Annotated in this window: 23 protein-coding genes and 1 tRNA gene; 17 read left to right on the top strand and 7 right to left on the bottom strand. The window is 40.6% G+C overall.

Annotated elements, in window-relative coordinates; all coding sequences use genetic code 11:
* Positions 1–3: 3 nt before the first annotated feature.
* Complete coding sequence (locus A4S05_RS25475; protein WP_069072575.1) at positions 4–576, top strand: Uma2 family endonuclease; 573 nt, start codon at positions 4–6, stop codon at positions 574–576.
* A 12-nt stretch (positions 577–588) separates the two neighbouring features.
* Positions 589–1,770: an MFS transporter gene (locus A4S05_RS25470; protein ID WP_069072574.1), complete on the top strand. Its 1,182-nt coding sequence runs from the start codon at positions 589–591 to the stop codon at positions 1,768–1,770.
* Between the two features lie 267 nt (positions 1,771–2,037).
* Here A4S05_RS25470 and A4S05_RS42030 read toward each other — a convergent pair whose 3' ends face one another.
* Positions 2,038–2,202 carry a hypothetical protein gene (locus tag A4S05_RS42030; RefSeq protein ID WP_176727105.1) on the bottom strand — a complete coding sequence of 55 codons (165 nt, stop codon included), beginning with the start codon at positions 2,200–2,202 and terminating at the stop codon, positions 2,038–2,040.
* A gap of 428 nt (positions 2,203–2,630) precedes the next feature.
* Here A4S05_RS42030 and A4S05_RS25465 point away from each other — a divergent pair, with 428 nt between their 5' ends.
* On the top strand, positions 2,631–3,335 hold the full coding sequence (locus A4S05_RS25465; protein ID WP_069072573.1) for a hypothetical protein: 705 nt from the start codon (positions 2,631–2,633) through the stop codon (positions 3,333–3,335).
* A 469-nt stretch (positions 3,336–3,804) separates the two neighbouring features.
* Here the strand turns inward: A4S05_RS25465 and A4S05_RS25455 are convergent, their stop codons facing one another.
* Positions 3,805–4,050, bottom strand: a complete 246-nt coding sequence (locus tag A4S05_RS25455) for a hypothetical protein (protein WP_069072571.1) — start codon at positions 4,048–4,050, stop codon at positions 3,805–3,807.
* A gap of 251 nt (positions 4,051–4,301) precedes the next feature.
* Here A4S05_RS25455 and A4S05_RS25450 point away from each other — a divergent pair, with 251 nt between their 5' ends.
* Entirely contained in the window at positions 4,302–6,278 is a 1,977-nt protein-coding gene (locus tag A4S05_RS25450; protein ID WP_069072570.1) for an AMP-dependent synthetase/ligase, read from the top strand.
* Positions 6,279–6,320: 42 nt separating this feature from the next.
* The gene (locus A4S05_RS25445) at positions 6,321–6,770 is read left to right on the top strand and encodes a YlqD family protein (RefSeq protein ID WP_069072569.1); all 450 of its coding nucleotides are present in this window, start codon (positions 6,321–6,323) and stop codon (positions 6,768–6,770) included.
* A 69-nt stretch (positions 6,771–6,839) separates the two neighbouring features.
* Here the strand turns inward: A4S05_RS25445 and A4S05_RS25440 are convergent, their stop codons facing one another.
* Both A4S05_RS25440 and A4S05_RS42025 read right to left on the bottom strand, forming a co-directional pair.
* Positions 6,840–7,364 carry a hypothetical protein gene (locus A4S05_RS25440; RefSeq protein ID WP_069072568.1) on the bottom strand — a complete coding sequence of 175 codons (525 nt, stop codon included), beginning with the start codon at positions 7,362–7,364 and terminating at the stop codon, positions 6,840–6,842.
* Between the two features lie 154 nt (positions 7,365–7,518).
* Complete coding sequence (locus A4S05_RS42025; RefSeq protein WP_176727104.1) at positions 7,519–7,689, bottom strand: hypothetical protein; 171 nt, start codon at positions 7,687–7,689, stop codon at positions 7,519–7,521.
* Between the two features lie 62 nt (positions 7,690–7,751).
* Between A4S05_RS42025 and A4S05_RS25430 the strand changes: the two genes are divergently transcribed.
* Together A4S05_RS25430 and A4S05_RS25425 are read left to right on the top strand one after the other, a co-directional pair.
* Complete coding sequence (locus A4S05_RS25430; protein ID WP_069072566.1) at positions 7,752–9,053, top strand: dihydrolipoamide acetyltransferase family protein; 1,302 nt, start codon at positions 7,752–7,754, stop codon at positions 9,051–9,053.
* A gap of 169 nt (positions 9,054–9,222) precedes the next feature.
* Positions 9,223–9,399 (top strand): hypothetical protein, encoded by a 177-nt coding sequence (locus A4S05_RS25425; protein WP_370684488.1) that lies wholly within the window; start codon positions 9,223–9,225, stop codon positions 9,397–9,399.
* A gap of 199 nt (positions 9,400–9,598) precedes the next feature.
* Here A4S05_RS25425 and A4S05_RS25420 read toward each other — a convergent pair whose 3' ends face one another.
* Positions 9,599–10,780 (bottom strand): RtcB family protein, encoded by a 1,182-nt coding sequence (locus tag A4S05_RS25420; protein WP_069072564.1) that lies wholly within the window; start codon positions 10,778–10,780, stop codon positions 9,599–9,601.
* A gap of 559 nt (positions 10,781–11,339) precedes the next feature.
* Between A4S05_RS25420 and A4S05_RS25415 the strand changes: the two genes are divergently transcribed.
* From A4S05_RS25415 to A4S05_RS25405, 3 genes are all read left to right on the top strand, one after another.
* Entirely contained in the window at positions 11,340–12,227 is an 888-nt protein-coding gene (locus A4S05_RS25415) for a class I SAM-dependent methyltransferase (protein WP_069072563.1), read from the top strand.
* Positions 12,224–12,952 carry an HAD family hydrolase gene (locus A4S05_RS25410; RefSeq protein ID WP_069072562.1) on the top strand — a complete coding sequence of 243 codons (729 nt, stop codon included), beginning with the start codon at positions 12,224–12,226 and terminating at the stop codon, positions 12,950–12,952. The genes A4S05_RS25415 and A4S05_RS25410 overlap by 4 nt, the downstream gene beginning before the upstream one ends.
* 65 nt (positions 12,953–13,017) lie before the next feature.
* Positions 13,018–13,090 (top strand) — tRNA-Ala (locus tag A4S05_RS25405).
* 1,280 nt (positions 13,091–14,370) lie between these two features.
* On the opposite strand, the gene cas12k is transcribed toward A4S05_RS25405, so the two are convergent.
* The gene (gene cas12k / locus A4S05_RS25400; protein ID WP_069072561.1) at positions 14,371–16,410 is read right to left on the bottom strand and encodes a type V CRISPR-associated protein Cas12k; all 2,040 of its coding nucleotides are present in this window, start codon (positions 16,408–16,410) and stop codon (positions 14,371–14,373) included.
* Between the two features lie 215 nt (positions 16,411–16,625).
* Between cas12k and A4S05_RS25395 the strand changes: the two genes are divergently transcribed.
* The 7 genes from A4S05_RS25395 to A4S05_RS25365 all read left to right on the top strand — a co-directional run bounded on the left by A4S05_RS25395 (position 16,626) and on the right by A4S05_RS25365 (position 25,391).
* A complete protein-coding gene (locus tag A4S05_RS25395) occupies positions 16,626–16,826 on the top strand; it encodes a ribbon-helix-helix domain-containing protein (protein WP_084227262.1) in 201 nt (66 codons plus the stop codon).
* A gap of 198 nt (positions 16,827–17,024) precedes the next feature.
* Positions 17,025–19,430, top strand: coding sequence for a type I restriction-modification system subunit M (locus A4S05_RS25390; protein ID WP_069072559.1), 2,406 nt, complete (start codon positions 17,025–17,027; stop codon positions 19,428–19,430).
* Positions 19,424–20,764 carry a restriction endonuclease subunit S gene (locus tag A4S05_RS25385; RefSeq protein WP_084227261.1) on the top strand — a complete coding sequence of 447 codons (1,341 nt, stop codon included), beginning with the start codon at positions 19,424–19,426 and terminating at the stop codon, positions 20,762–20,764. Before A4S05_RS25390 ends, A4S05_RS25385 begins: the two co-directional genes overlap by 7 nt.
* Positions 20,765–20,881: 117 nt before the next feature.
* Complete coding sequence (locus tag A4S05_RS25380) at positions 20,882–21,118, top strand: prevent-host-death family protein (protein WP_069072557.1); 237 nt, start codon at positions 20,882–20,884, stop codon at positions 21,116–21,118.
* Positions 21,115–21,504, top strand: a complete 390-nt coding sequence (locus A4S05_RS25375; RefSeq protein ID WP_069072622.1) for a type II toxin-antitoxin system VapC family toxin — start codon at positions 21,115–21,117, stop codon at positions 21,502–21,504. Before A4S05_RS25380 ends, A4S05_RS25375 begins: the two co-directional genes overlap by 4 nt.
* Before the next feature lie 103 nt (positions 21,505–21,607).
* Positions 21,608–24,685, top strand: coding sequence for a type I restriction endonuclease subunit R (locus A4S05_RS25370; RefSeq protein ID WP_069072556.1), 3,078 nt, complete (start codon positions 21,608–21,610; stop codon positions 24,683–24,685).
* 1 nt (position 24,686) lies between these two features.
* The gene (locus A4S05_RS25365; protein WP_069072555.1) at positions 24,687–25,391 is read left to right on the top strand and encodes a M48 family metallopeptidase; all 705 of its coding nucleotides are present in this window, start codon (positions 24,687–24,689) and stop codon (positions 25,389–25,391) included.
* 132 nt (positions 25,392–25,523) lie between these two features.
* On the opposite strand, the gene A4S05_RS25360 is transcribed toward A4S05_RS25365, so the two are convergent.
* The gene (locus A4S05_RS25360; RefSeq protein WP_069072554.1) at positions 25,524–26,330 is read right to left on the bottom strand and encodes a DUF6615 family protein; all 807 of its coding nucleotides are present in this window, start codon (positions 26,328–26,330) and stop codon (positions 25,524–25,526) included.
* Positions 26,331–26,454 lie beyond the last annotated feature (124 nt).

Genomic DNA, 26,454 nt, shown 5'->3' with positions numbered 1-26,454 from the left:
CCAATGAGTGAGATGCTTAATACAGGAGTACGCTGGACAATTCACGATGTAGAATTGTTCCCGGAAAATGAGGGGACGCGCTACGAGATAGTTGATGGAGAATTATTTATGACCAGGGCACCTCACTTTAAACATCAGCAAACTTGTGGCAAAATTTTCCAACAGCTTAACATTTGGTCAGAGTCTACTGGTTTAGGAGAAGCTGTAATCAACCCCGGCGTTTTGTTTTCAGAATCAGATAATGTGATTCCTGATGTAGTTTGGGCTACCAAAGAAACCTTGGCGCTAACATTGGATGAAGCGGGACATTTAACTGGCGCACCAGATTTAGTAGTCGAAGTTTTGTCTGCTAGCAACGAAGACCAAAGACGAGATAAGGAAGCTAAACTTAAACTTTATTCTTCCAGAGGAGTAAAAGAATATTGGATTGCTGATTGGCGATCGCGTAAACTAGAGGTCTATCGACGCGAACAAATTCAACTTAATTTGGTAACAACCTTATTTAGTAGTGATATTATAAGTTCTCCTTTATTACCTGGTTTTAGCTGTACTGTAAACCAGTTTTTTCCTGTATAAATTTTAGGTTGAATGGAAAAACAAATCTCAAGTAGCGGATTAACTAAAGTCCAAGTACTGATTATGGCGATCGCAGCCGGTGTCTGTGTTGCTAATGTTTATTATAATCAGCCAATCCTCAAAGATATTGCATCATCTTTTCGAGTCACTGAAGGCGAAGCGGGTAGCATCTCTGTGCTGACGCAAGTTGGTTACGGCTTGGGGCTTTTCTTTTTAATCCCCTTGGGCGATAAAATCAACAAGAAAAAATTAATTCTTTGTTTACTGACATGTTTGTTCTGTTTGTTGATAGCCATGATGTTTTCACAAAACATCATCCAGGTTTGGATATTGAGCGTAGCAATTGGGATTGCGACAGTCTCCGCTCAGATTATTCTTCCTTTAGCGGCAAGTATAGATAGAGTAACTACAGGCCAAACCGTAGGCAACATTTTTACTGGTATATTGATTGGAGTTTTAGGAGCAAGAGTTTTTAGTGGATATATTGCTGAATGGTTTACTTGGCGTTATGTATATGGATTTTCGGCAGTAATGATTTTAATTATTATTGTGTTATTAAATATATATTTGCCTAATATCAAAAATGAATTTAATGGTTATTATTTGGAATTATTAAGCTCAACACTTCATCAATTAAAACGGTTTTCATTATTAAGAGAAGCGTCTTTAATTAGCGGGTTATTGTTTGGTGTTTTTTGCTCATTTTGGACAACGCTGACTTTCCATTTAAGTGGAGCGCCTTTTAATTTTCAATCTGACACAATTGGGATGTATGGCTTTGTAGCGATCGCAGGTGCATTAATGGCACCAGTTTTTGGTAAAATAGCTGATCAAGGTAACTCGCAACGTTCCTTGACTATTGCTGTATCGATGGTGATTGCAAGTTTAGTAATTGCTAAAATTGCTTCTAATTCTGCATTAGCGATCGCGGTTGCTGTATTGTTAGTAGATGTGGGTGTACAGGCAGTCCAAGTCACCAATGTTGCAAGGATATACACTCTTGATCCTCAATCAAATAGTCGCATCAATACAGTTTACATAACTATCTATTTTATTGGCGGTTCCGTAGGTACTAGTATTGGTCTATTATGTTGGAATCTTGGTGGCTGGAATTTGGTAACTTGGCAAATGTTATTTTTTACTTTGCTTGCATTTTTTGTTATCGTCAGACCTAAAATAACCACAGCAAGATAAAATTAAATAATAACAAAAAATCGCGGCAAAAAAGTCAAATTAAGCTACTAAAAACCTTTTTTAGTAGTAATACTATAATTATTCTCTATTGCCTGGTTTTCGCTGTACTGTAGTCCAAATTTTTCTCCATAAAATTTTATTTTTTGGAAATATGCACACTGATTATTTCCGAAAAAAAATGTGAATAATTTCCCGTAAGATATCGCTTTGCAGCAATCGCTAAATTGTCTCGTCCTCAAAGCGATATCTAGAGAAAATCAGCTTATATTATGAAAAACTGGGGATTTCAGAGTTAGAATCTTTTGATATCGCAGTAGACAGCGATGGTGAAGTTTTTTGGCTTTTTGCAGACAGAATTGCTAGCAATTTAGGCAGTGCAAGGCAAGCAACAGTATTTAGCAGCGTCAGTAATATACCATCGGTTAAACTCATGTGCGTTCGTCCTTATTTCAAAATTGGTGTTTACTATATTTTTAGTTTGAAGCAAAATTAGTACAATTGCTTCAAAGCAGTATTTTAATTTCTTTTATCGGTTATAAGCTAACTAAATATATTCTGATAATTTAAAGTTGATTAGTAAAATCTCTTTTTTCTCTCTGTGTTCCGCCAGTTGCTACAACAGAGAACCTGCTTACAGCACTGAACTCACTGCAACACACTGGCTTCTCTGTAGCTATACGGTGAATTAGTCATTAATTTAACCACAGAGATATAGAAAACACAGAGATAAGAGGTTAATGTCTAAAATTGTTATCCACCTTGACAGGGCTAATCTTAAATATTATTTTCTTGACAACCTGAAATTAATTACTATAGTCTATTAATTTACACGTTTTTCAGTAGAAAAAATAATAAGAAGCATGAGCAAGAAAGTTAGCATTTTGCTAATAGCAGTATTGGTTACAAATTCTACAGCAGTAAAGCCTTCCACTGCGACAGAAAAGAATCCTACTTTCCTTGTTAATAATATTAATTCTGTAGCTTTGGCTCCAATTAAAATAGGACAAGCTATAGAACCTAGAGTTATAAAGCTTCGTCTTGCAGATTCTGGGGTTTCAGTAGGAAGTGTTTTGTCTTGGGGATTTGCTGGTTTGATTCAAAAAAGATCCACTGATTGGGTTCGTTTAGAAATAACTGATAATCAAGTAAAAGTAGTACATACAACAAGAACAACTAATTGGTTAACTCAGGTTTCTAAATGGTGGGATCATCCTGTTAGAAAAATTGCTTTTAAGCCAGATTCTTGTCAAGTAGATAGCTTGTCAAATCAAGGTGGCTCAAATATAGAAAATCAACTAAGAGATATAAAAAAGTTATACGATTCTAAATTAATAACAGAGCAACAGTATCAAGAATTGCAGCGTAAAGTTATTAATCAAATAAATACAACGCCAAATCAACCTTCCACTAGCAACTCTGAGTGTGTTTTATTAGGAGAAAATGCGATAGTAAACCTGAAAGATATTAGTTTAGTGACTAAAGGAGAGTTTAAAATTGAATATTTAGAAGGTAATGAATGGAAATATGCAGCTTTTAGAGTACCAGAAAAAGAATATCGAGAGTAGTCTGCAATCAAGAAATTTGCCTAATGAAATCTCGTGCAACTGTTTTAATTGACCCGACAGATCAAATCGTTTTCCATTACACACTACTACATTCTTCTTGGCTAAACCAAATTTCAATTTGGTTTAGTATTTTGGTACGGAAGTTACTAAGAAGAGGCAGTTTCAAGAGTCAGGATGACCTTAAAACTAGAATTATTGCTTTTATTGACTACTTTAATCAAACAATGCCTAAACCTTTCAATTATACATATAAGGGTAAAGTTTTGGCCGTTTAATACTCGGTTTATTTCCGCCGTGCTGTACTAGTGGTTTGTCAAGTTTCATTTACTAAGTTCGTAGTTAGCGCTGTCTTTGCTAAAGCGCTAACTACGAACAAAATAACAATATAAGAGATTTGACGAAATTAGAAAGAGTTAATTTAATAGTTCGTCGTCGAAGTACTGAGTAATTTCTCTTGGCAAACAGTCCATCAATTCGGAGAACATTTAGCACAGAAATCAGGACTGAATTTACAAAATTGACTACCTGTTACTGGGTAAGCTGTACAATAAGGAAAACTGGTAAGTTCAATTTTGGCTGTTTGTAATTTGGAACCATCCTGTAACGCTTCGGTAAGTTTGGTTTTCTCAGCCAAAATGATAGCTAAAATTTTAGGTAACGCTATGCAAGCAGCAATATTGAGCAGCGTTAGCATTATTGTGTCTATAAAATTCATAGGTAATCATCTCCTGTGAAAAATAGGCGTAGGCGTAGGCCGTCGTAGACATCGCTGTTCTTAGATGCAAACACAATCCATTGCTTGCACTCTATGTAAATTAACTTTACCATAAACTTTTGTAAATATAAACGTGGAATTCCTGGAATTATCATACACAGAAGGGAATGTAGATAATAAGGATAGATATTGTAGCGTAATAACAAAATAAGCTGGAAAATAATCAGTTTACGATACTTAGGTAAGGTGTTATGTCAAAAACCCAAACCGCGTCTTCTTTTTTATCTAACATTAGTGAACGAGAACGCCAAGCATTAAAGCGGGTGGTAGATTACACAAATGTGGAATCGCTGCCAGAAATTTGGCCTTTGGCCGCTCAACAATTTGGTAATATTGTCGCCCTCCACAACCCTCACGCTAAACCAGAAGTAGCAATTACTTATACCCAGCTAGCAGAGCAAATGCAACTATTTGCTGCTGGGTTGCAGTCCTTGGGAATAAAAGTAGGCGATCGCATTTCCCTAATTGCTGACAATAGTCCTCGCTGGTTTATTGCCGATCAAGGCATAATGACTGCTGGTGGAGTTGATGCAGTGCGTAGCTCCCAAGCAGAAAAAGAAGAACTACTGTTTATCATTGCCAATAGCGGCAGTACAGCGATCGTCGTTGAGGATTTAAAAACACTTAAAAAACTACAAGACCGCCTCAACGATTTACCAATTCAAGTGGTAATCTTACTTTCCGATGAAACACCACCTACAGGCGAAACCCTAAAGGTACTGAACTTTGCTCAGTTGATCGAAATTGGGGTAAATCATAATTTTGTGCCAGTTAAGCAAAATCGTGACGCTCTGGCAACCCTAATTTACACCTCCGGAACTACGGGTAAACCCAAGGGTGTAATGCTGTCTTATAACAACTTGATGCACCAAGTGATAACTTTTGGGACAGTATTGCAACCAAACGCGGGTGATATGGTTCTTAGTATCCTGCCTTCGTGGCACAGCTATGAACGAACTGTTGAATATTACCTACTATCTCAAGGTTGCACACAAGTTTATACCAACTTGCGCTCCGTAAAAGCAGACTTGAGACAATTTAAACCCAACTACATGGTGGGTGTACCCCGCCTGTGGGAATCGATTTATGAAGGAGTGCAAAAGCAGTTCCGCGAACAACCAGCCAAAAAGCAACGCCTAATTAAATTTTTATTGGGCATGAGCGAAAAATATATTAGAGCGCGGCGAGTTGCTCAGGGATTGGATTTAAATAATCTTCATGCTTCAGGCATCGAACGATTAGCAGCTAGGATACAAGCAGCGGCTTTATTACCCCTCCATGCCTTGGGAGAACGACTGGTTTATGCCAAGGTGCGAGAAGCCACTGGAGGACGAGTTAAGCAGATGATTAGCGGCGGCGGTGCCCTTCCCAGACACATAGATAACTTCTTTGAAATTATTGGTGTACAGATTTTGCAAGGCTATGGCTTGACAGAAACCTCTCCTGTTACCCATGTGCGGCGTCCTTGGCGGAATTTGATTGGTGCATCAGGACTACCACTCCCGGCTACAGAAGCTAAAATCGTCGATCCTGAGACAAAAGCGCCTTTACCAATAGAAAAGCGAGGCTTGGTATTATTGAAGGGGCCGCAGATTATGCAAGGCTATTACCAAAATCCGCAAGCGACGGCGAAAGCAATTGACGCTGAAGGTTGGTTTGATAGCGGCGATTTGGGTTGGCTGACACCACAAGACGACTTAGTGCTGACTGGCAGGGCAAAGGATACGATTGTATTGACCAACGGCGAAAACATCGAGCCACAGCCGATCGAAGATGCGTGTTTGCGATCGCCATACATCGATCAAATTATGCTCGTCGGCCAAGATCAGCGCAGCCTGGGAGCCTTAATTGTCCCCAATGTCGAAGCCTTAGAAAAATGGGCAGTAAGTCAGAATTTGATACTGGATACGCCCAATAACCAGGTAACTTCCTCAGATAGTCAAAAAATTGACTTCGAGAGTAGAATGATCCAGGATTTATTTCGCCAAGAATTGAAGCGGGAAGTCCAAAATCGTCCAGGTTATCGACCGGATGACCGCATCGGGACATTCAAACTCATCCTGGAACCGTTTTCCATCGAAAATGGCTTGATGACACAAACACTGAAAGTTCGCCGACATGTCGTCACGGAACGCTATCGCGATATTATTGACGGCATGTTTGCCTGATCATTCCACCTGCTAACTGTAAAGAGTGAACGTGAAATATTTATGGATGTCTCCAAGTCTAATTTGCTTCTGAAACGCGTCGTCAACGTCAAAGTTATTGTGACTCCTCTCTGGAAAGAGGAAGTACAACAGCAGTTGCAAACACAAATCAATCAACTTGATCAGCAGTTGCAACAGCTAGACGTTGAAGGACAAAGAGCGATCGCGGCAATTCAAAAACAGAGTCTACAACCACCTGGGCCCCAAACTCTCCAACAAATTGACAATATTCAACTCCAAGTCAATCAAAAGAAAAGTGAATTTCTAGAGCAGAAAAATCAATTGCTGCAAAACCTCCAGCAAGTACAGTTTCTCCAGCAAGATCAGGAAGTCAACCAATTCCAAATGGAAGGCTTTTTCCGGGTAGAAACCGGTGATAACCTGATTAGCAAAATGCAGGTAGAAATCGTTCTGCGCGATGGCGTTGTAGAAGAAATTCGCGGCGACATTTAAATTTGTCATTTGTCATTTGTCCGTTGTCATTTGTTTTGTGAGCAATGACCAATGACTAATGACCAATGACTAATCACAGATGTGATTTAACTTTGTTTGGGAGCGGCTTCCAGCCCAACATTCTCTCTGGGAGCCAGCCCAAACAATTTGCCAGACTGGGGGTGAACTGATCAAAAGCGATCGCCCAAAGGTGGTCATCTCAACTCGATATTTAACTGTATCAACTGAATCATCACCCTGTTTGATTTCTGTAATCGTCACTAAGGCCTGATTTCGTTGCGGATAAGCTACTTCTACCTTTCGCGTTCCTCCCACCGATGCTATGTCCTCAAAAGCATTCAGGGCGAGGGTAGCAGGATCACTACCTTGGAGAGATGAGTTGATCTTTTCTAGAGGTATAGTTTTATAATCGGAACGGTCTAAGTATGCCACAACTTCTTGAGACTGATGTATTGCTCCCACCTGCTGGGCTTGTTCGTTACTAGTCTCAACAATCGGTACAGATGCCTGGCGCTGGGTAATATAAACTCCAGCGCCAGCAGTGGCAAAGATACCAAGTATCACAATCAAAAAGAATTTTAACTTTGCCGACATATAAGTAAACAGGAATTTCAAATAGGTTTATTACCAATTTTGAATTCGAGATGGAACTTCACCTTATATCCTCTACTTGTGAAAAGCTCCTGTATCTTAAGCAGTGGTTATGAGGAATATAAATAGCTCTGTATTATAGACCTCCAATTCATATTTAGGTTCCTGGAGAGACGCGATTAATCGCGTCTGTACAAGAGTTAGGAGTTAGGAGTTTGGAACTCCCTCCATGCCCAATGCCCCATGCCCAATGCCCAATGCCCAATTCCCAATGCCCAATTCCCAATGCCCAACCTAAAATATAAACAGTCCAAAACTCTCCCGCCAAGATACAATTCGATCTGATAAAAGCTGTTAAAGTCCATAAACCATTGATTCCCAAGCCACCCTATGAGCATTCACGAAGTATTTATGCCGGCTCTGAGTTCTACCATGACCGAAGGCAAAATCGTCTCCTGGGTGAAATCGCCAGGTGACAAAGTGGAGAAAGGCGAAACAGTGGTGGTTGTAGAGTCAGATAAGGCAGATATGGATGTAGAAACCTTCTATGAGGGATTTCTTGCCCATATCACAGTTGAAGCTGGTGAAACTGCCCCGGTAGGATCTGCGATCGCCTTCATCGCCGAAACGGAAGCTGAAATTGAACAGGCCAAATCTCTTGCCAATTCCGGCGGCGCAGCGGCTAGTGCTACCTCATCCCCTGAACCAATCCCCGTCACAGCCACAGCTGCAACACCTGCCTTAGCCTCTCAAAACGGGTCTAACCACAAAGAAGGAAGGCTTGTAGCTTCACCCCGCGCCCGCAAGTTAGCCAAAGAACTCAAAGTTGATTTAACTACACTCCAAGGCAGTGGCCCCTACGGTCGCATTGTCGCCGAGGATGTAGAAGCATTGTCCAATAAGGGCAAGCAACCCGCCCCTGCCCCAGTTGCCCCACCCGCACCTGTACCAACCAGTGCCCCATCTGCACCCCCAGCAACTCGCACACCAGCACCCGCGCCCGTGGTAGCGGCTGTTCCTGGTCAAACCGTGCCTCTAACTACCTTCCAAAATGCCGTAGTGCGGAACATGGTAGCCACCATATCCGTGCCCGTTTTCCGTGTCGGTTATACAATTACCACCGATGGATTAGACAAACTTTATAAACAAATTAAATCCAAAGGCGTAACAATGACAGCGCTACTGGCGAAAGCTGTAGCGGTAACGTTGCAAAAACATCCACTTTTGAATGCTAGCTACTCAGACCAGGGTATTGTTTATCATTCTGATATCAACATTTCCGTAGCAGTCGCTATGGATGATGGCGGATTAATTACACCTGTGCTGCAAAATGCAGATGCAGTGGATATTTATTCTCTATCGCGTACTTGGAAGTCTTTGGTAGAACGTGCGAGGGCAAAACAACTACAACCCCAAGAATATAACAGTGGTACTTTTACCCTGTCGAACTTGGGGATGTTTGGCGTAGACAAGTTTGATGCGATTTTGCCACCTGGGCAAGGTTCAATTTTAGCGATCGGGGCATCCCGTCCGCAAGTGGTAGCAACACCCGACGGTTTATTTGGCGTGCGGCAACAAATGCAAGTAAATATTACTTCTGACCACCGGATTATTTACGGTGCCCATGCTGCGGCGTTCTTGCAAGATTTAGCGAAATTGATTGAGACAAATCCTCAATCTTTGACAATGTAATTTTGAAAAGACACCCAATTTAAATGTTAGCGCTATCAGTGAACAGCAGTTTTCGTAGAGTAGCGCTAACAATAAATAATACCTACACTTAAATTTTTTATGGACAAACTATGTAAAGGTGTGGCTATATCACGTCTCTACATTAGTTTCTCTCCAAACTGATATCACAGTGACATACTACAACACTCTTAAATATCTGGTTGAGCAGTATCCAGAAGATTTTATCCGCTACTTACTTGTATCTGAGGCAACGGATATCCAGATTCTCAAAACAGAATTAAATCAAGAACCAATTCGTGCCGACTCAGTAACTTTTTATAAACTGCTAATCAAATACTGCATTTAGAGTTTCAAACTTTACCAGCATCGACTCCACCCTTGCCACTGCGGATGTTGGACTATTGGGTGCGGCTATATAGACACTCTATTTGTTCAGTCGATTCACTTAAAACAATCATTTATTCCTCAGCGTACCTCTGCACTTACCTCAGCGTCCCTTTGCGTTTAAAAAAATAAAAAAGGTGGGCATTACCCACCCAACAAACTTATCCTTTCACACAAAGAACTTGCTTGAGTGTTGCTACAACCTCAACCAAATCCGCTTGATTTGCCATAACTTGTTCTATCGGTTTATAAGCACCAGGAATTTCATCTAACACACCCTCATCTTTGCGGCATTCTACGCCATTTGTTTGCTCTATTAAATCATCAAGTGTGTAGACATTTTTTGCCTTATTTCTAGACATCAAACGCCCTGCACCGTGGGAACAAGAACAGAAGCTATGAGCATTACCTTTACCCTTAACGATGAAAGACTTTGCCCCCATCGAACCAGGAATAATCCCATAATCTTCAGTTTGGGCGCGGACTGCACCTTTACGAGTAACGTATACATCCTCGTCAAAATGCACTTCTTTTTCGGCGTAATTGTGATGACAATTAACCTGCAATAAAGGTTTAGTTGCTTTCCCACCTACCAAATGCTTCTCAACTATGTGCTTAAAACGCGCCATCATCACATCGCGGTTGACACGCGCATAGTTTTGTGACCATTGCAAATCGTGCCAATATGCTTTGAATTCTGGCGTACCAGCGACAAAATGAGCCAAATCTGGGTCAGGCAATTTATTACCTGCCATTTTTGCTAATTCCCTAGCTGTGTGAATATGACACTGGGCGAGTTTATTGCCAATGTTACGCGAACCAGAATGCAGCATCAGCCAAACTTGATTCTCTGTATCGAGGCACACTTCAATAAAGTGATTTCCTCCACCGAGAGAACCCATCTGTTTCATTGCTTTACTTTGTAGGTCTTGCACGCCGCGATGCAAGTCTTTAAAATCTTCCCAGTGTTGCCAGTTGGTGACAGATTTTTCAATATCTTTATTTTCGTTGAATCCAGTCGGAATTGCTGCTTCAATATCCAGGCGAATTTTCTTCAGTTTACCTTCTAGTTGTTCGGCGGTAAATGATGTTTTGATAGCGCTCATCCCACAACCAATATCCACACCAACTGCTGCTGGTATAATCGCTTCTTTTGTTGCAATTACAGAACCTACTAAAGCACCTTTTCCTAAGTGAACATCTGGCATTAATGCCAGATGCTTAAATACAAATGGTAGCGATGCCACATTCTTTGCCATCTTGGTTTCTTCTGGACCCAAGGAGTGATTTGCCCAAGATAATACGGGTGCTGGTGTGGTAATTTCTAACTTTTCGTATGGCATAATTGTTTCTATTTTGGATTTTGAATTTTAGATTTTCGATTGGGTCGATGTCACCACATATTTGGATCTGAAGCCCTGTGCTTCACACAATGCTTTAAAGTAATGAGTAATGAGTAAGGAGTAATGAGTAATGAGTGGATGAAAAATGGGTATTTACTCATTACTTATTACTCATTACTCCAGAATCACCGCGCCTTTAGGTAGGTGAGGATGTCACTGATAAGTATCGATATGACTTATAACTTATTATCGATATGACTAGTATTTGGTTTTTGAAATAAGTTCTGTAGGTTTGTTGTAAGGCATTGATTTCAAATTGACATACTACTAGTTAGTTGTAGCAATTTAAATGTTATATTGTCTTTCATTTTGTTCGCTCAATTTTCGTGAAGCTGAAGAACTACTTTTAGAGAGTAGCTTCTTTGTATTACAAGTGTAACTAAAATAATTACAAGCGTCAAGCCAATACCACAGACAGAAAGCAGATGTCTCATAAATGTATTAAAATTTGTAAAGAAAATTACTTTACTTAAGTAAACTTTTAAAGTTCTGACACAATATGGTAGTGCGTCAAGATACAATCTGGGAACGTTTTTTATCCCCTGTAGTGCGTCTTTTGATTGATGAAGACGGGTTACGGCGTTACGCTGATAGTATTGACTGGGAGAAAGAGAGCGATCGCTTCCAACGAGATGATGTGATAATTCCGGCGTACTACAGTAGTCAAAATTTTCATGGTGTTACAGGCGGATATCTCAATTCCAGTGCAGCAGTTACTTACGATCCGATTACCCAATATGTTCTGCCACCGAATGAAAGTATTGTCCGTCAAGCTTTAGTTGATGCCGTCAAGGTGAAACCACGACGCATACTTGATTTAGGTTGCGGCACAGGTTCCACAACTTTAATGTTAAAACAGGCTTTCTGGCAAGCGGAAGTTATTGGTTTGGATTTATCACCCTATATGCTGGTAAGGGCAGAAGATAAAGCTAGAAATGCCGGTTTAGATATAGTCTGGCGACATGGAAATGCTGAAAAAACTGGTTTGAGGGATGCTTCTTTTGACTTAGTAACAGCTTCTTTGCTATTCCACGAAACACCAAACGCGGTGTCACTAGCAATTTTGCGGGAAAGCTTCCGGTTGCTGGTAACTGGAGGGCAAGTATTGATTCTAGATGGCAATCAGAAGACTCTGCGTCAGCTAGAATGGCTTAATGATGTTTTTGAGGAGCCATATATTCGTGAATATGCTGCTAATAGTATAGATGCGAATATGGGTGCAGTCGGATTTGAAGCAGTGCGATCGCAGGATGTATGGTGGATAAATCAGGTAACTAGTGGCGTTAAACCAATCAAAACCGAAAATGTCCGTCATTATACTCCCACATCAGTAGATAATAATGATTTGGAGGGACTTGGATCTCCAGCGTTTGGCATAATGGCATGAGTTTAAAGGCAGTTCTTTTTGATTTTAATGGTGTGATCATTAACGATGAGCCAATCCATCTGCAACTGATAGATGAGATTCTCATTGAAGAAAATCTCCAACCCCAAAAGGTGAGTGAGCGTCAAGCTTCTTTAGGACGTAGCGATCGCGCTTGTTTTCAGCAATTACTCGCGAATCGTGGTAGAGTAGCCAACGAAAACTATTTAACTCAGTTGTTGTACCGCAAAGCCCAAGCTTATACGGTGGAACTAGAGAAAATAGAGAAACTGCCTTTATATTCAGGTGTAGAAGACTTAATATTTCAGGTGCGATCGCGGAATCTGAAATTAGGACTAGTCAGTGGCGCTATTCGCAAAGAAATAGAACTGGTACTTAATAGGGCAAAACTAGCCGAGCATTTTAAAATTATCGTAGCGGGTGATGACATCACCACCAGTAAACCAGAACCCGATGGTTATCTACTGGCAGTGAAACACCTAAATAAAGAATATCCGGAATTGAATCTTCAACCACACGAATGTCTGGCAATTGAAGATACTCCCGCTGGTATCGAGGCGGCGAAGCGATCGCAAATGCAAGTTGTTGGTGTAGCAAATACTTACCCATTCCACATGCTCCAACGCTGCTGCAACTGGACTGTTGATTATCTCAGTGATTTAGAACTCGAACGGGTGCAGAAGGTTTATTCTCAAAAAGAGCCTCAGCCATCGGTAACTGAGTGTTAGAATACTCTATGGTGATAGTGGATTGAGTTAAAGAGTGATATTACTCTTGACTTGATACCGATCAAGGGGAATTAGCTCAGTTGGTAGAGCGCTGCGATCGCACCGCAGAGGCCATCGGTTCAAATCCGTTATTCTCCATGTGTCCATTAAATAATTATTGTCACTTTTAAAGAATTAATGTCCATTTTTTCCAAGTTCAGGGGCATAAGTTACGTATTTTCGCGGCTTTCAGCAATTAAATCAGTTTTAAAGAATTATTGTCCAGAGTTGAAACCAGTTTTAAAGAATTATTGTCCAAAATCAGCCTGTAAAACTCGGCTAAATATATGGTTACTAATTTAATTTATTACAGCAGGCTCAAGGTTATTGAATTACAAGAGTAGCTTTAAAGCCCTTTATTTGCAGTCTAATTACAAAAATATACTACCTCTTGTTTTGCTGTTTTCACCCAAGCAGAGGCTCCACTGCTACATAGCTGCGTTTTACGTGCGATCGCAGCACTCCTTTCAAACCACCCTAATACAAAATTATATAACCAAAGCGCCTACTTCGGGGATCATAACTTTCAACCCACCACCTAACGAGAGGGCTTTGGAAACTATTACGGTGCGTGGGGTCGTTATTACGTAACTCATAACTTTCAACCCACCACCTAACGAGAGGGCTTTGGAAACCCACAAGCGCAACAGAGTCTTTATTATTGGATACTTTCAACCCACCACCTAACGAGAGGGCTTTGGAAACCGCACCCGTGAAAACTCTTGCCAACAAGGGCTTCTGAAGGCAAAATTGACAAGCCTCCTTTAATTCCTATTTTTTACAGCCAATGAATAAAATTTTATTCATGACTAAAACAGTAATACCCAATGCAGACAAGATTTTTGGACATTTGGCAGCGCCCCAGGGATTTTGCCCCCGCTTTGAGCTGCCAAAAATAAAAATTAGGGGGTGGTAGTTCGGTAGCCACCGTGACGGTATACCCGTACCCTTACTTTGTTGTAAAGTAAGAGGTAATGATCCTCCTCATAAAACCAAAATCTAAGATTTCAGTAGTACAGGCCGCTCTGGCACCTAACACCAAGCTAAAAGAGTTTGATGTCAAGAGCTAAGGTTCTGGGCTGTTTGGAACCCTAACACCTTATACTTCCCATGCGTCTCGGTGCGAGTACTTTCTCATCTAACAGCAGTATTACCTTACCCAAGCAATTACCACTAACAAACGCTTAGATGATCGCACAGGTAGAGTTGGCAGCTACCAGGGTCAGAAAGAATACGCTTTTCCAAGCGTTAAACTAACCCATTCCACAGTATCTACACAAAGGGGTTAATACTGTAGCATCATACAGTTAAGGCTCAAAAGAGCATGTATGACGGCACCGATTTAATTTCAATAAGATTATATTCTTCGGGTAGAAATTTTATCTACCTAAAGTATGATTTCGGCTTTGATAAGCGTAAAATGCTAAATCTTTCGCTTGTTCTTCCAGCGTACCATAATGGGGTTGGATACCAAATTCAATACTAATTTTAAATTCAGCAGCTTTCGACTTTATAGATTCTTGGAGTCTGTTATAACTCCAATTGTGTATCTGACGGTTATATTCTTTTACGTATAATTTTTGAGCATTTACATCACCTGGGATTTTAGCCTCAGCTTTAGCTTGAATTGCACTGGTACGAATTTCTTTCATATCTTTTAATCTAGGTAGTATAATACAACCTGCCTGATAAAACTTAGCGATTTCTACTATTCTCTTTGCTAGTAATTTATCAATATATTCACCTAGTTTCGATTCGCCTATATTACATGGTGAATCTTTTTTTTGAGCTTTTTTTCTCTCCTTACTTAAATGTACTTGTTGCCGTCGTCTGCGGCTTAACAGGTGAAAAGCATTGCCTAGTAACTGTTTGACTGTATTACAAGCAAGTACTTTTTTAGTATTTATATCAACTATGGCAACCGTCGCTAACTCAATAGGATGAAAACTGATACCAACAATTATATTAGATTGACTTTGATAAATTAGTTTACCAGGACGATTGAATGAATTCTTAAGTCGAGATAATGAAGATTTATCTTTATTCAGTTGTGTTTGTTGAATGTCGTCTAATTTTTCATTTTCTTCGGCTTTACTTACTCGTTTTTGCGCCTTGTCAGTCTTTTCTTTTCTCACTTCTTCAGTACCCTCTGCTGTCCATAAACGAGAATCATAGGTACAATGCAGAGCTAATTTATGAACTTTCCACGGCTCACCCTTGCCTTCACCTTGTTGCCATAGCAACTGTGCAGAACGTAGTGTAATTAAACTTCCTGAAAGTTTTTCTTCACCTTTCTGGCTTACTTTAAAAGCTTTGTAGTCTTCTAAAAAGCGTTCAAAAAAATGACGTTGGCGTTTATTACAACAAATTTTAAAGTGATATTCACTCCAACCATTGAAGTAAACAAAAATATTGCCTACGTCATTTTTATACCAAGATAAATCTCCATATAAATAATCTATAGGATATGGTAAATGTGATATTTTTTTCGATAAATTAGCTATCCAATCTTCCCACTCTTGATTATTTTTAGGTACTTGATTTATTAAGTTGCCAAATGCTTCACTATATCTTTCTCCTGTTATATCTCTACCACTAGGTAATCGATTATCTTGAATTTGATTCTCTAGACGTTTTATCTGGACTATTTTCTCATTACGACGCTTTTTTAGTTTTTGAATATCTTCCTCTAAATTACTAATTTTATTATGATTTTTTATCAGGTAAGCTACTGTACACCGCGTTAAAATATCCTGTGTTTGTTTATGAATTTCATATAAAATATTAGTTAATGTTTCTAATTTATTTTTATCTACATTGTTTGTAGAACTAGAATCTTTCCTTTGTTCTGCATCGGTACTTTTATTATTAATATTTTTGTTAACTCTTTTTCTAGCTGATTTGGTTGGCTTTACATCCTCATCATTAATAGTAAGTTGTTTTATAAATTCTTCTGGTTGACTAAGTACTTCTTGCGCTTTAGAACGTATTGTCTCTAAATCACAGTTACTTTCATCTATAAGTTCAACATCACTTTTGAGTATATTTTTGAGAAAATATTCTTTACCCTCTTTCTGCCTTTTTCGTTTCTGGTATAAAGTAAGCCATGAAGAATAAACCTCTTTTACAAAAGACTCTGCTGATGAGCGAAGACGGCCTGATTGTTCTTCAAGTTCAGGATTTTTTGTGACATTTTTACGTAATTTTACGATTTCTTTCTTAGTTATTTCTCCCTTTTCTTTATTAGCTTCAAATTCTGGTTGTTCGCTTACACTCTTTAACAATTTAAGAATCAGAGGAGTATTTTTTTGAGTCATTTCTTCCCATACTTTGCGAAGTATATCTTCACTAGCATCTAGATGACATCGTATGGTTCTATGGACTGGAATCGTGGATTTCTTCTTACGATCGCTACTCATGGTGACAACATCTCCACCAGATAAATAATTTTTTGTTTGTGTAATTAGAACTAATTACTCATTCGTCTTCGCCAGATAACGATCGCCCCTTGACCCGATCGCCATCCAAAAACCTCGGCATTGTCGCACTAGTTCAATAATGGTTTTAATCTACCATAAAAACATTGCCACACATTGTTAAACATTATTGAGCCTTGTTCCAAGGTTACGGGAGTATGATGAACTGGCAACAAATCTTTGTAGTGTTGATGAGTCAGAGCGATCGCGTACAAACTTCCATATATTTCCCCAAAGATATCCACGAAGCTTTGGTGAGATGGGCTGAGGAAGAAGACCGTCCCATCAGTAATCTTGTTGTGCGGCTTGTAAGTAAGGCAGTTGAGGAGCGGGAAAAGAAGCAAAATCCGCCGCAATAATATGTAGCTTTTGCAGATAGGACAATTTGTAAATTCCTGGTATACGATATATCCTCAGCCACTACATGATCAAAGTCCTTGTGCGTGGTATGTTATTGGTTCTTTGCACAATGTATAAACTTCAAAGCAAGGAGTCAGACGGGCTTGAGAAGGTCTGACAAAGTTGATCAGGGGAGATATGGGTGAAGGCTACACGAAATGGCAATTAAGAAAAGTGAACTTTATAGTTCGTTATGGAAAAGCTGTGATGAACTGCGGGGTGGCATGGATGCCTCGCAGTATAAGGATTATGTACTGGTTTTATTGTTTGTTAAATATGTATCTGATAAATATGCAGGTGTAGCAGATGCGCTGATTGAAGTGCCTGAAGGCGGAGGCTTCCAGGATATAGTTGCCTTCAAAGGACAAAAAGATATTGGGGATGGCATCAACAAAATTATCACCAAACTAGCCGAGGCAAATGACTTAAAGGGTGTTATTGATGTCGCAGATTTCAATGATGCCGATAAGCTGGGCAAGGGTAAGGAAATGCAAGATAGGCTTTCCAACTTGGTGGCGATTTTTGAGAACCCGGCACTGAATTTTAGTAAGAACCGCGCCGATGGTGATGATATTTTGGGCGATGCCTATGAGTACTTGATGCGTAACTTTGCGACGCAATCAGGCAAAAGCAAGGGACAATTTTATACTCCGGGGGAAGTCTCCCGTGTAATCTCCAAGGTTATAAGTATTAATTTAGCCAAAAGCTCAAACGATACGATTTACGACCCCACCTGTGGCAGTGGTTCTCTGTTGTTGAAGGCGGCAGATGAGACAGATGTGAAAATAAGCATCTACGGTCAGGAAATGGATAACGCTACCCGCGCCTTGGCTCGGATGAACATGATCCTGCACGGACACGATACTGCCGAGATTTGGCAGGATAATACTTTATCAAGTCCTTACTTCAAAGATGCGGATGGTAGCCTCAAAACTTTTGATTTTGCTGTGGCTAATCCTCCCTTTTCCTCCAAGGCTTGGAGCAATGGACTTAATCCAGCCAATGATGAGTTTAAACGGTTTGATAACTATGGTATTCCTCCGGCTAAAAATGGGGACTATGCCTTTTTGCTGCACATGGTGCGCTCTCTGGAAAGTAATGGCAAAGGGGCGATTATTCTGCCGCATGGGGTGCTGTTTCGGGGGAATGCAGAGGCGGAAATTCGGAAAAATCTGATTAGTAAGGGAATTATTAAGGGGATTATTGGGCTACCGCCGAACCTGTTTTTTGGGACGGGGATTCCTGCCTGCATTATTGTGTTAGACAAAGAAAATGCCGAGAATCGCCAAGGCATTTTTATGATTGATGCTAGCAAGGGGTTTGTTAAAGACGGCAATAAAAACCGCCTGCGGGAGCAGGACATTCATAAAATTGTTGATGTCTTCAACAAGCAGCTTGAAGTGGCGAAGTATTCGCGGATGGTGCCAGTCCAGGAAATTGAGGGACATGAGTACAATCTGAATATCCCGCGCTATATCGACAGTCAGGAAGAGGAAGATATTCAGGATATTGAGGCGCATCTGTTGGGGGGGATACCCAAGCGAGATGTTGAGGCTTTGAGCGATTATTGGCAGGTTTACCCAACGCTGCAACAGGAATTATTTGAGGCGGCCGATCGCCCAGGATACCTGATGCTCAAAATTCCAGGATCAGAAGTCAAAGCTTGTATTTTTGCCCATCCTGAATTTATCAGCTATGGGAAAGACATTCAAGCGGTTTTTGAGACGTGGCAAGGGAAACACACGCCTTTGCTCAAAGCTATCCAGCCGGGAGATAAGCCCAAGGCGATTATTTACGCGCTCTCGGAAGACTTGCTCCAAGCGTTTACGGGTAAAAGTCTGATTGATAAATATGATGTTTACCAGCACCTAATGACCTATTGGGTAGAAAGTATGAAGGACGATGTTTATATTTTGGTAGAGGATGGCTGGAAGGCAGAACTGACGGCGGTGACGAATAAGAAAGGTGCAGTAACAGATTATGTCTGCGAACTCATTCCCAAAGAGTTGATGATTAACCGCTATTTTCAAACTGAACAGGGGGCAATTGAAGAACTGGAAACGAAAAAAGATGAAATTGTTCGCCAGCAGGAGGAACTGCAAGAAGAACATGGTGGTGAGGAGGGTTTGCTGGAAGAAGTCACCAATGACAGTGGCAAAATTACCAAAGCGAATGTAAACGAGCGCATTAAGGCAATCAAGGATGATGCCACGTTTGCGGATGAGTTAAAGGTATTAAAGGCTTATTTAAAGCTGATTGAGCAAGAGGGGGAAATTAGTAAACAAATTAAAGTATTGACTCAATTTTTGGATAATTATGTTTTAACAAAATACGGGGATTTAACAGAGGACGAGATAAAAACGCTGGTGGTAGATGATAAGTGGATGCCGACGTTGCGACAGGCAATTAATTCAGAGATGGATCGGATTTCACAACGGTTGACGCAGCGAATTAAGGAGTTGGCGGAACGATATGATACGCCTTTGCCGCAGATGACGAGTAAGGTTGAGGAGTTGACGGTTAGGGTTGAGGGACATCTGCAAAAAATGGGATTGGTATGGTGATGGAGGCGAATACACCAAAAAACTGTCAACAGACTGCTATCAGGCTAATTCCTGAAGATTGGGAGGTGAAGAATCTAGCAGAAATTATCATTGCTGGGCCGAAGAATGGTTATTCAGGTCGATCTGGGAGAGACGCACGAGGTACGCCAACTCTGCGACTTACTGCTACATCATCTGGCTATTTGATTCTTAATGATGAAACAGTAAAACGATTGGATGAAATTATCAATCCAAGCTCGGAACTTTTCTTGCAGCCAGGTGATGTTCTGATCCAACGCTCGAACACTTATGAACTTGTTGGAACCACAGCAATCTTTGATGGATCACCTAGAACTTATATTTACCCAGATTTGATGATGCGGTTGAGATTTGAAGATCAATCAACTGCTCACTGGTTCTGGAGATATGCCAATAGCTTCAGTGGTAGACGGTTCTTTCTAAGTGTTGCCGCAGGTTCTACCGGAAGTATGCCAAAAATTAGCGGTGCAAAACTGCGTGGGATGACAATTCCTTTCCCCCCCCTCCCTGAACAAAAAGCGATCGCTCAATCCCTCAGTGATATCGATGCCCTGATTACAGAGTGCGATCGCCTCATCACCAAAAAGCGCAACAACAAGCAGGGGACGATGGAGCAACTCCTCACGGGCAAAAAACGCCTGCCCGGTTTTGGGAAAGTGCAAGGCTATAAGCAAACTGAAATTGGGATGATTCCTGATGACTGGAATCTACTTGATATCGCTGATATTGTTGAAAATAATCGGGTACCTTCAGGTATTTACAAAGAAAAAACCCTTTATGGTAAAGGCATTAAAATCATAAAGTTAAGCGACGTTTTTAGTCTTGATTATTTTGACCCAGCCAAAGCGAAACGCGTTGTTATAAATGGGAATGAGCTTTTATCTTACCGCGTTAGAGTTGGTGATATTTTTATTGCTCTAGCATCAGTAAAACTAGAAGGCGTTGGCAAAGTGATGCTGGTAACTGAACTAGACGAAGAGACTGCATACGATCATAATGTAGCCCTAATTAGAGCAAATGAGGTAATAGATGCAAAATTTCTTTTCTATATGTTGAAATCTAATTTAGTTAGAAGAGAAATTAGTAAGTTATCTACACAAGTTGGAACAACGTTTCTGAAGTCGAGTACTATACTTAAATTTAAACTACCGGTTCCAGCAGTTAAAGTTGAGCAAGCCTCCATTGCAACCGTTCTATCTGATATGGATACAGAAATTGCAGGACTAGAACAAAAGCGTGACAAATACAAAGCCATCAAACAGGGCATGATGCAAGAATTATTAACCGGGAAGACGAGACTAATTAGCAGTTCTTAATCAACGGCAAGGTTTCAACCGCCAGTCTCTAAAATAGAAGTTAGAAAGCTCTCCTATTAGCAACAAACGCCGCACACACTAACGACTAATCCCCAATGACAAGGGCTAAACCATACTATGGAACACATTGCTACCAGTGAATTACCCGAAACGCTTCAACAAATATTTGCAGAAATTCAACGCACCAAAACACCCTTAACCGTTACCCATGAGGGGGAACCCTTAGTCATTATCTATCCTGCCACCCCTCAACCCCAGCGCCCAGCATTTGGAGCAATGAAGGGTAGCGGCGAAATATTGGGAGACGTAATTGCTCCAGTAATCCCTGTTGCCACATGGGAAGCACTCCAGTGAAGCTATTACTTGATACCCACATCTGGCTTTGGTATTTGCTTGGTAACGAACGCCTATCTCCTGGGCTTCAAACCACTATTGCAGCAGCAACAACCGAACTTTGGCTCAGTCCAATTAGTATCTGGGAAACTCTACTCTTAGCAGAAAAAGGACGAATATCTTTACAGCCTAATCCAGTTGTATGGGTCGATTTAGCCTTAAATACCCTAGAAATTCATGAGGCTCCACTTAACCGCCATATCGCTATTTTAAGCCGTCAGATTCAGCTACCGCATCAAGACCCAGGCGATCGATTTATTGCAGCTACCGCAGTTTACCATCAGTTGACCTTAGCTACAGTCGATACCAATCTCACGGGTGCTTCCTGGTTACAAACATTAAGCTAGACATAAAATTTACGGCTGACACAAATAAAGATGACATAGTTTGATAAACAGTGTCATATTTAAATCTGAGTAAATCCGTGATTTTAACAGTAATGGGGTTGCTATGAGCAAGGTCGGACAACGCGAACGCCAAACCCAAAACCGCATTGTGCCACTATTCGAGCAACAATTAAAATATCGCTATCTGGGTGATTGGCACGACCGACCTAACAACAGCAACATCGAAACCGACATCCTCACCGCCTTCCTCCGCGACAAACAAGGCTACAGCAACAGCCTCATCACCAAAGCCTTGTATGAACTCAACAAAGTCGCAGGCGACCAAAGCAAAAGCCTTTATGACATCAACAAACAGGTTTATAGCCTCCTGCGCTATGGGGTTAATGTCAAAGAAGAAGTTGGCGAGAACACCCAAACCGTTTGGCTGATCGACTGGGAAGAACCTCTAGAAAATGATTTTGCGATCGCCGAAGAAGTCACAGTCAAAGGCGAAAACACCAAACGCCCAGACATCGTACTTTATGTTAATGGTATTGCGATCGGTGTACTCGAACTCAAACGCAGCACCATTTCCGTCTCTGAAGGCATCCGCCAAAATCTCGATAACCAAAAATCTGTATTTATTAAATCCTTCTTCACCACCATGCAGTTTGTCATGGCAGGTAATGACACCGAGGGACTCCGCTACGCCACAATTGAAACCCCAGAAAAATACTTCCTCACTTGGAAAGAAGATACTAACAGCGACATCACCGACCCTTTAGATAAACACCTGCGGCAATTCTGCGCCAAAGAACGCTTTCTAGAGTTAATTCACAACTTTATCGTCTTTGACCGGGGTATTAAAAAAGTTTGCCGCCATAACCAGTATTTTGGGGTTAATGCTGCCCAATCTTACCTCGGTCGCCGAGAGGGGGGTATTATCTGGCATACTCAAGGCAGTGGTAAAAGCCTGACAATGGTTTGGCTAACTAAATGGATTCGGGAAAACATTACTGATGCTCGTGTTCTGATAATTACTGATCGAGATGAACTAGACAAGCAAATTGAGAGTGTTTTTAAAGGAGTCAACGAAGCGATTTACCGCACTACAAGCGGGAAAGACCTAATTAACAAACTCAACAGCACCACCACCTGGTTACTCTGCTCCCTAATCCACAAATTTGGCAAGAAAGACAAGGCAGACGACGCAGACTATAACAGCTACATCGAAGAACTCAAGCGCAGCCTGCCCAGCGACTTTAGCGCCAAAGGCGATATCTATGTATTTGTAGATGAATGTCATCGCACCCAATCAGGCACGCTGCACGACGCGATGAAAGAAATCCTACCCAATGCTGTATTCATAGGCTTTACTGGCACACCCCTACTCAAAAAAGACAAGCAAAACAGCATCAACGTTTTTGGTGATTACATTCACACCTACACATTCAAAAAAGCCGTAGCCGACCAGGTTATCCTTGATTTGCGCTACGAAGCTCGTAATGTTGATCAAAACATTACCTCACAAACCAAAATTGACCAGTGGTTTGAAGCCAAAACTAGAGGCTTAACAGAACACGCCAAAACCCTACTCAAGAAACGCTGGGGAAATCTGCAAAAAGTTCTCAGTTCAAAATCCCGACTGGAAAAAATTGTCGGCGATATTCTGCTAGATTTTGAAACTAAAGACCGCTTGCAAAGTGGTTATGGTAACGCTATGCTCATCTGCGGTAGCATTTACCAAGCTTGTAAATATTACGAGTTATTCCAAAGTGGTGGCTTTACCAAATGTGCCATTGTCACATCTTACAAACCTTCCCCGAAAGACATCAAAGGCGAAAGTACGGGAGAAGAGGAACTGACGGAAAAATTACGGCAGTACGAAATTTATCAAAAAATGCTTAACGGAAAAGCGCCAGAAGTATTTGAAGACGAAGTTAAAAAGAAATTTGTCGAACAACCAGCCCAAATGAAGCTGCTGATTGTAGTCGATAAGTTGCTGACGGGATTCGATGCACCTTCTGCTACTTATCTCTACATCGACAAAACCATGCGCGACCACGGATTATTTCAAGCCATTTGTCGCGTCAACCGTTTGGATGGTGAAGATAAAGAATATGGCTACATCATCGACTATAAAGACCTATTTAAAAGCCTGGAAAAATCAATTAACGATTACACCAGCGAAGCATTTGAAGACTACGAACCAGACGACATCGATGGATTATTGAGTGACAGAATCGCAAAAGGCAGAGAACGCCTAGAAAATTCCAGAGAAAGCATTAAAGCCTTGTGCGAACCTGTAGAGCAACCCCAAGATACCCATGCCTATATCCGCTATTTCTGCGGTGCCGATACTGAAAACTCAGACCTTATAAAAGAAAATCAACAACAGCGCATTGCCCTTTATAAGTACACATCAGCTTTAATCCGAGCCTATGCTAATCTATCCAATGATATGGCAGAAGCCGGATACACCACAGCAGAAACTGAAGTTATTAAACAAGAAGTTAAGCATTACGAACAGGTACGCGCAGAAGTAAAGCTAGCCAGTGGTGATTATATTGATTTGAAAGCCTACGAACCCGCCATGCGTCACTTGATTGATACCTACATCGGCGCAGAAGAAAGCGAAATTATTTCAGCCTTCGACGATATGACGCTAATTCAGTTGATTGTCGAACGCGGTGCAAATGCAGTTGAGGCATTACCCAAAGGCATCAAGCAAAACCAAGAAGCCGTCGCGGAAACCATCGAAAACAACTTACGCAAAGTCATTATCGATCAACAGCCAACCAACCCGAAATATTTTGAAAAAATGTCCACATTGCTGGATGAGTTAATCCAAGCGCGAAAAGCAGCCAGTCAAAACTATAAAGCCTACTTGCAGCGAATTGTTGAGTTAAGTAAACAAGTTGCTCAACCGAGTAGATCATCACAGTATCCTCAATCATTGAACTCTGCTGCTAAAAGGGCTTTATACGACAACCTCAATCAAGACGAAGCGTTATCTCTAGCGATAGATGATACAATTCGGCAAACCAAAAAAGATGGATGGCGTGGAAACAAAATAAAAGAGCGCGAAGTAAAAAATGCCATTAAAAAACATTTAGATTCCTCTGAAGATTGCGATAGCGAAGCGCTGCTGCGAAGCGCAGATCGCATTTTTGAAATAGTCAAAAGCCAAAGCGAGTATTAGTATGCACCAAATAACTGTCGGTGAACTCGTCATAGACATTGCCAGAAAAGACATTAAAAACTTGCACTTGGCAGTGTACCCCCCCGATGGTCGAGTACGTATCGCCACACCCTTAAACATTGATGACGAAGCTGTGCGTTTATTCGCTATCTCCAAACTAGCTTGGATTAAAAAGCATCAAGCTAACTTTGAAGCACAAGAACGCCAGTCACCAAGAGAATTTGTGTCTGGTGAAAGCCATTATTTTCAAGGCAAACGCTATTTATTAAACGTCATTTATTGTCTGGGCAATCCCAAAGTAGAAGTTAGAAATAATACTTATATCGACCTTTATGTTAGAGAAGGAAGTAATGAAGCGCAACGCCAACAAGTCATAATGTCCTGGTATCGACAGCAGTTAAAACAGGAAATTCCCCCATTAATCGAAAAGTGGCAAAAGAACATGGGAGTTCAGGTTGAAGACTGGGGCGTAAAGCTGATGAAAACCAAATGGGGTACTTGTAACATCCAAGCAAAACGTATCTGGCTCAACCTCGAACTAGCGAAAAAAGACAAGCACTGCCTAGAATATGTTGTAGTTCACGAAATGGTACATCTGTTAGAACGACATCATGGCGATCGCTTTGTAGCTTTGATGAATAAATTTCTGCCCAATTGGAAATTTTATAAGGATGAATTGAACCGCTCCCCTCTTGGAAGTTATTAATTTTGATTGCTCTAAGTACATTGCAAAATCAGATGTAGTTTACAAATATTTGTGAGACTACAGCGCAAAATACAGCAATAGGATAGCTTGCTCGAATACGTATAAATACTTCAAGCGTTTTTAATCGTGATTTTAACGCTGATTTGACCAATAAGGTAACTCTGCCACAAGTATACGTGCAGGTCGATAAGGAATTTCATTGCTGTAAAAATTTGAATCCCATTCTTGAAAATAGCCTGTTTCAATACTTTGTTGAATATTGCGTGGAAGAGATTCAAATAACTGTGCCTCTGCATAATCTTTAAATCCGGTAGGAAACCGACTTGCTCCAGCATAAACCGATAAAATCATTGGACACGCAACCAAGCATCGAAATGGAAGAGTTGAAACTTCAGAATGAATACAATTAAAATTCCGAGATCCTCTAATATTCTTAGCTTTAACAACTGTAGACAAAGTAGCTATTGAACAACCAAGCTGAGTTAAATCTACAGGAAGATTACAATGCCAGTGTTTGCTTGGTTTAATAGATTTTACATAGTTATAAAAACAGTATCTTCCAAGAGCATTATTGGCATAAGAGTAGGATTGCAAAATCTCTAGTTGTGATTTTCCATTAATTGTATGCCCTAACTCATCATATCTTTGAGATGATAGATCAATTTTTTTAGCTTGAACTGCATAGCGCAACCAACCTACATTATTCGCTCCAATCCACCACTCCCAATCAGTACCTTGTAAATGCTCAAGATGTTGTGGTGTCTTTAAGATATGAAGAAATGGACATTGTGCAATTTTGAGGTCTAGTAGGATAATATCTGTGATTGTTGTCTCATTTTGTGAAACCCCTAGCTCTGAGCTAGCTTTAAGTCGCTTCCATGTATCACTGGCAGCTTTTTCAAAAATGCTTGGAAGATGTTTAATAGAATTTTTATTCATAATTTACCTAATTTATATAATAGTCTCTGAGGCAAGGATTTATCTTATATACCCCTTAGTGTTTTACAAAGGTAATAACAATATACTATTAATTTAATTTGGATGTGAAATAATTTAGCTCGTT

It is taken from the genome of Nostoc sp. KVJ20, assembly GCF_001712795.1.
Taxonomy (GTDB): Bacteria; Cyanobacteriota; Cyanobacteriia; order Cyanobacteriales; family Nostocaceae; genus Nostoc.
This window is presented reverse-complemented; position numbering and strand designations above follow the sequence as displayed.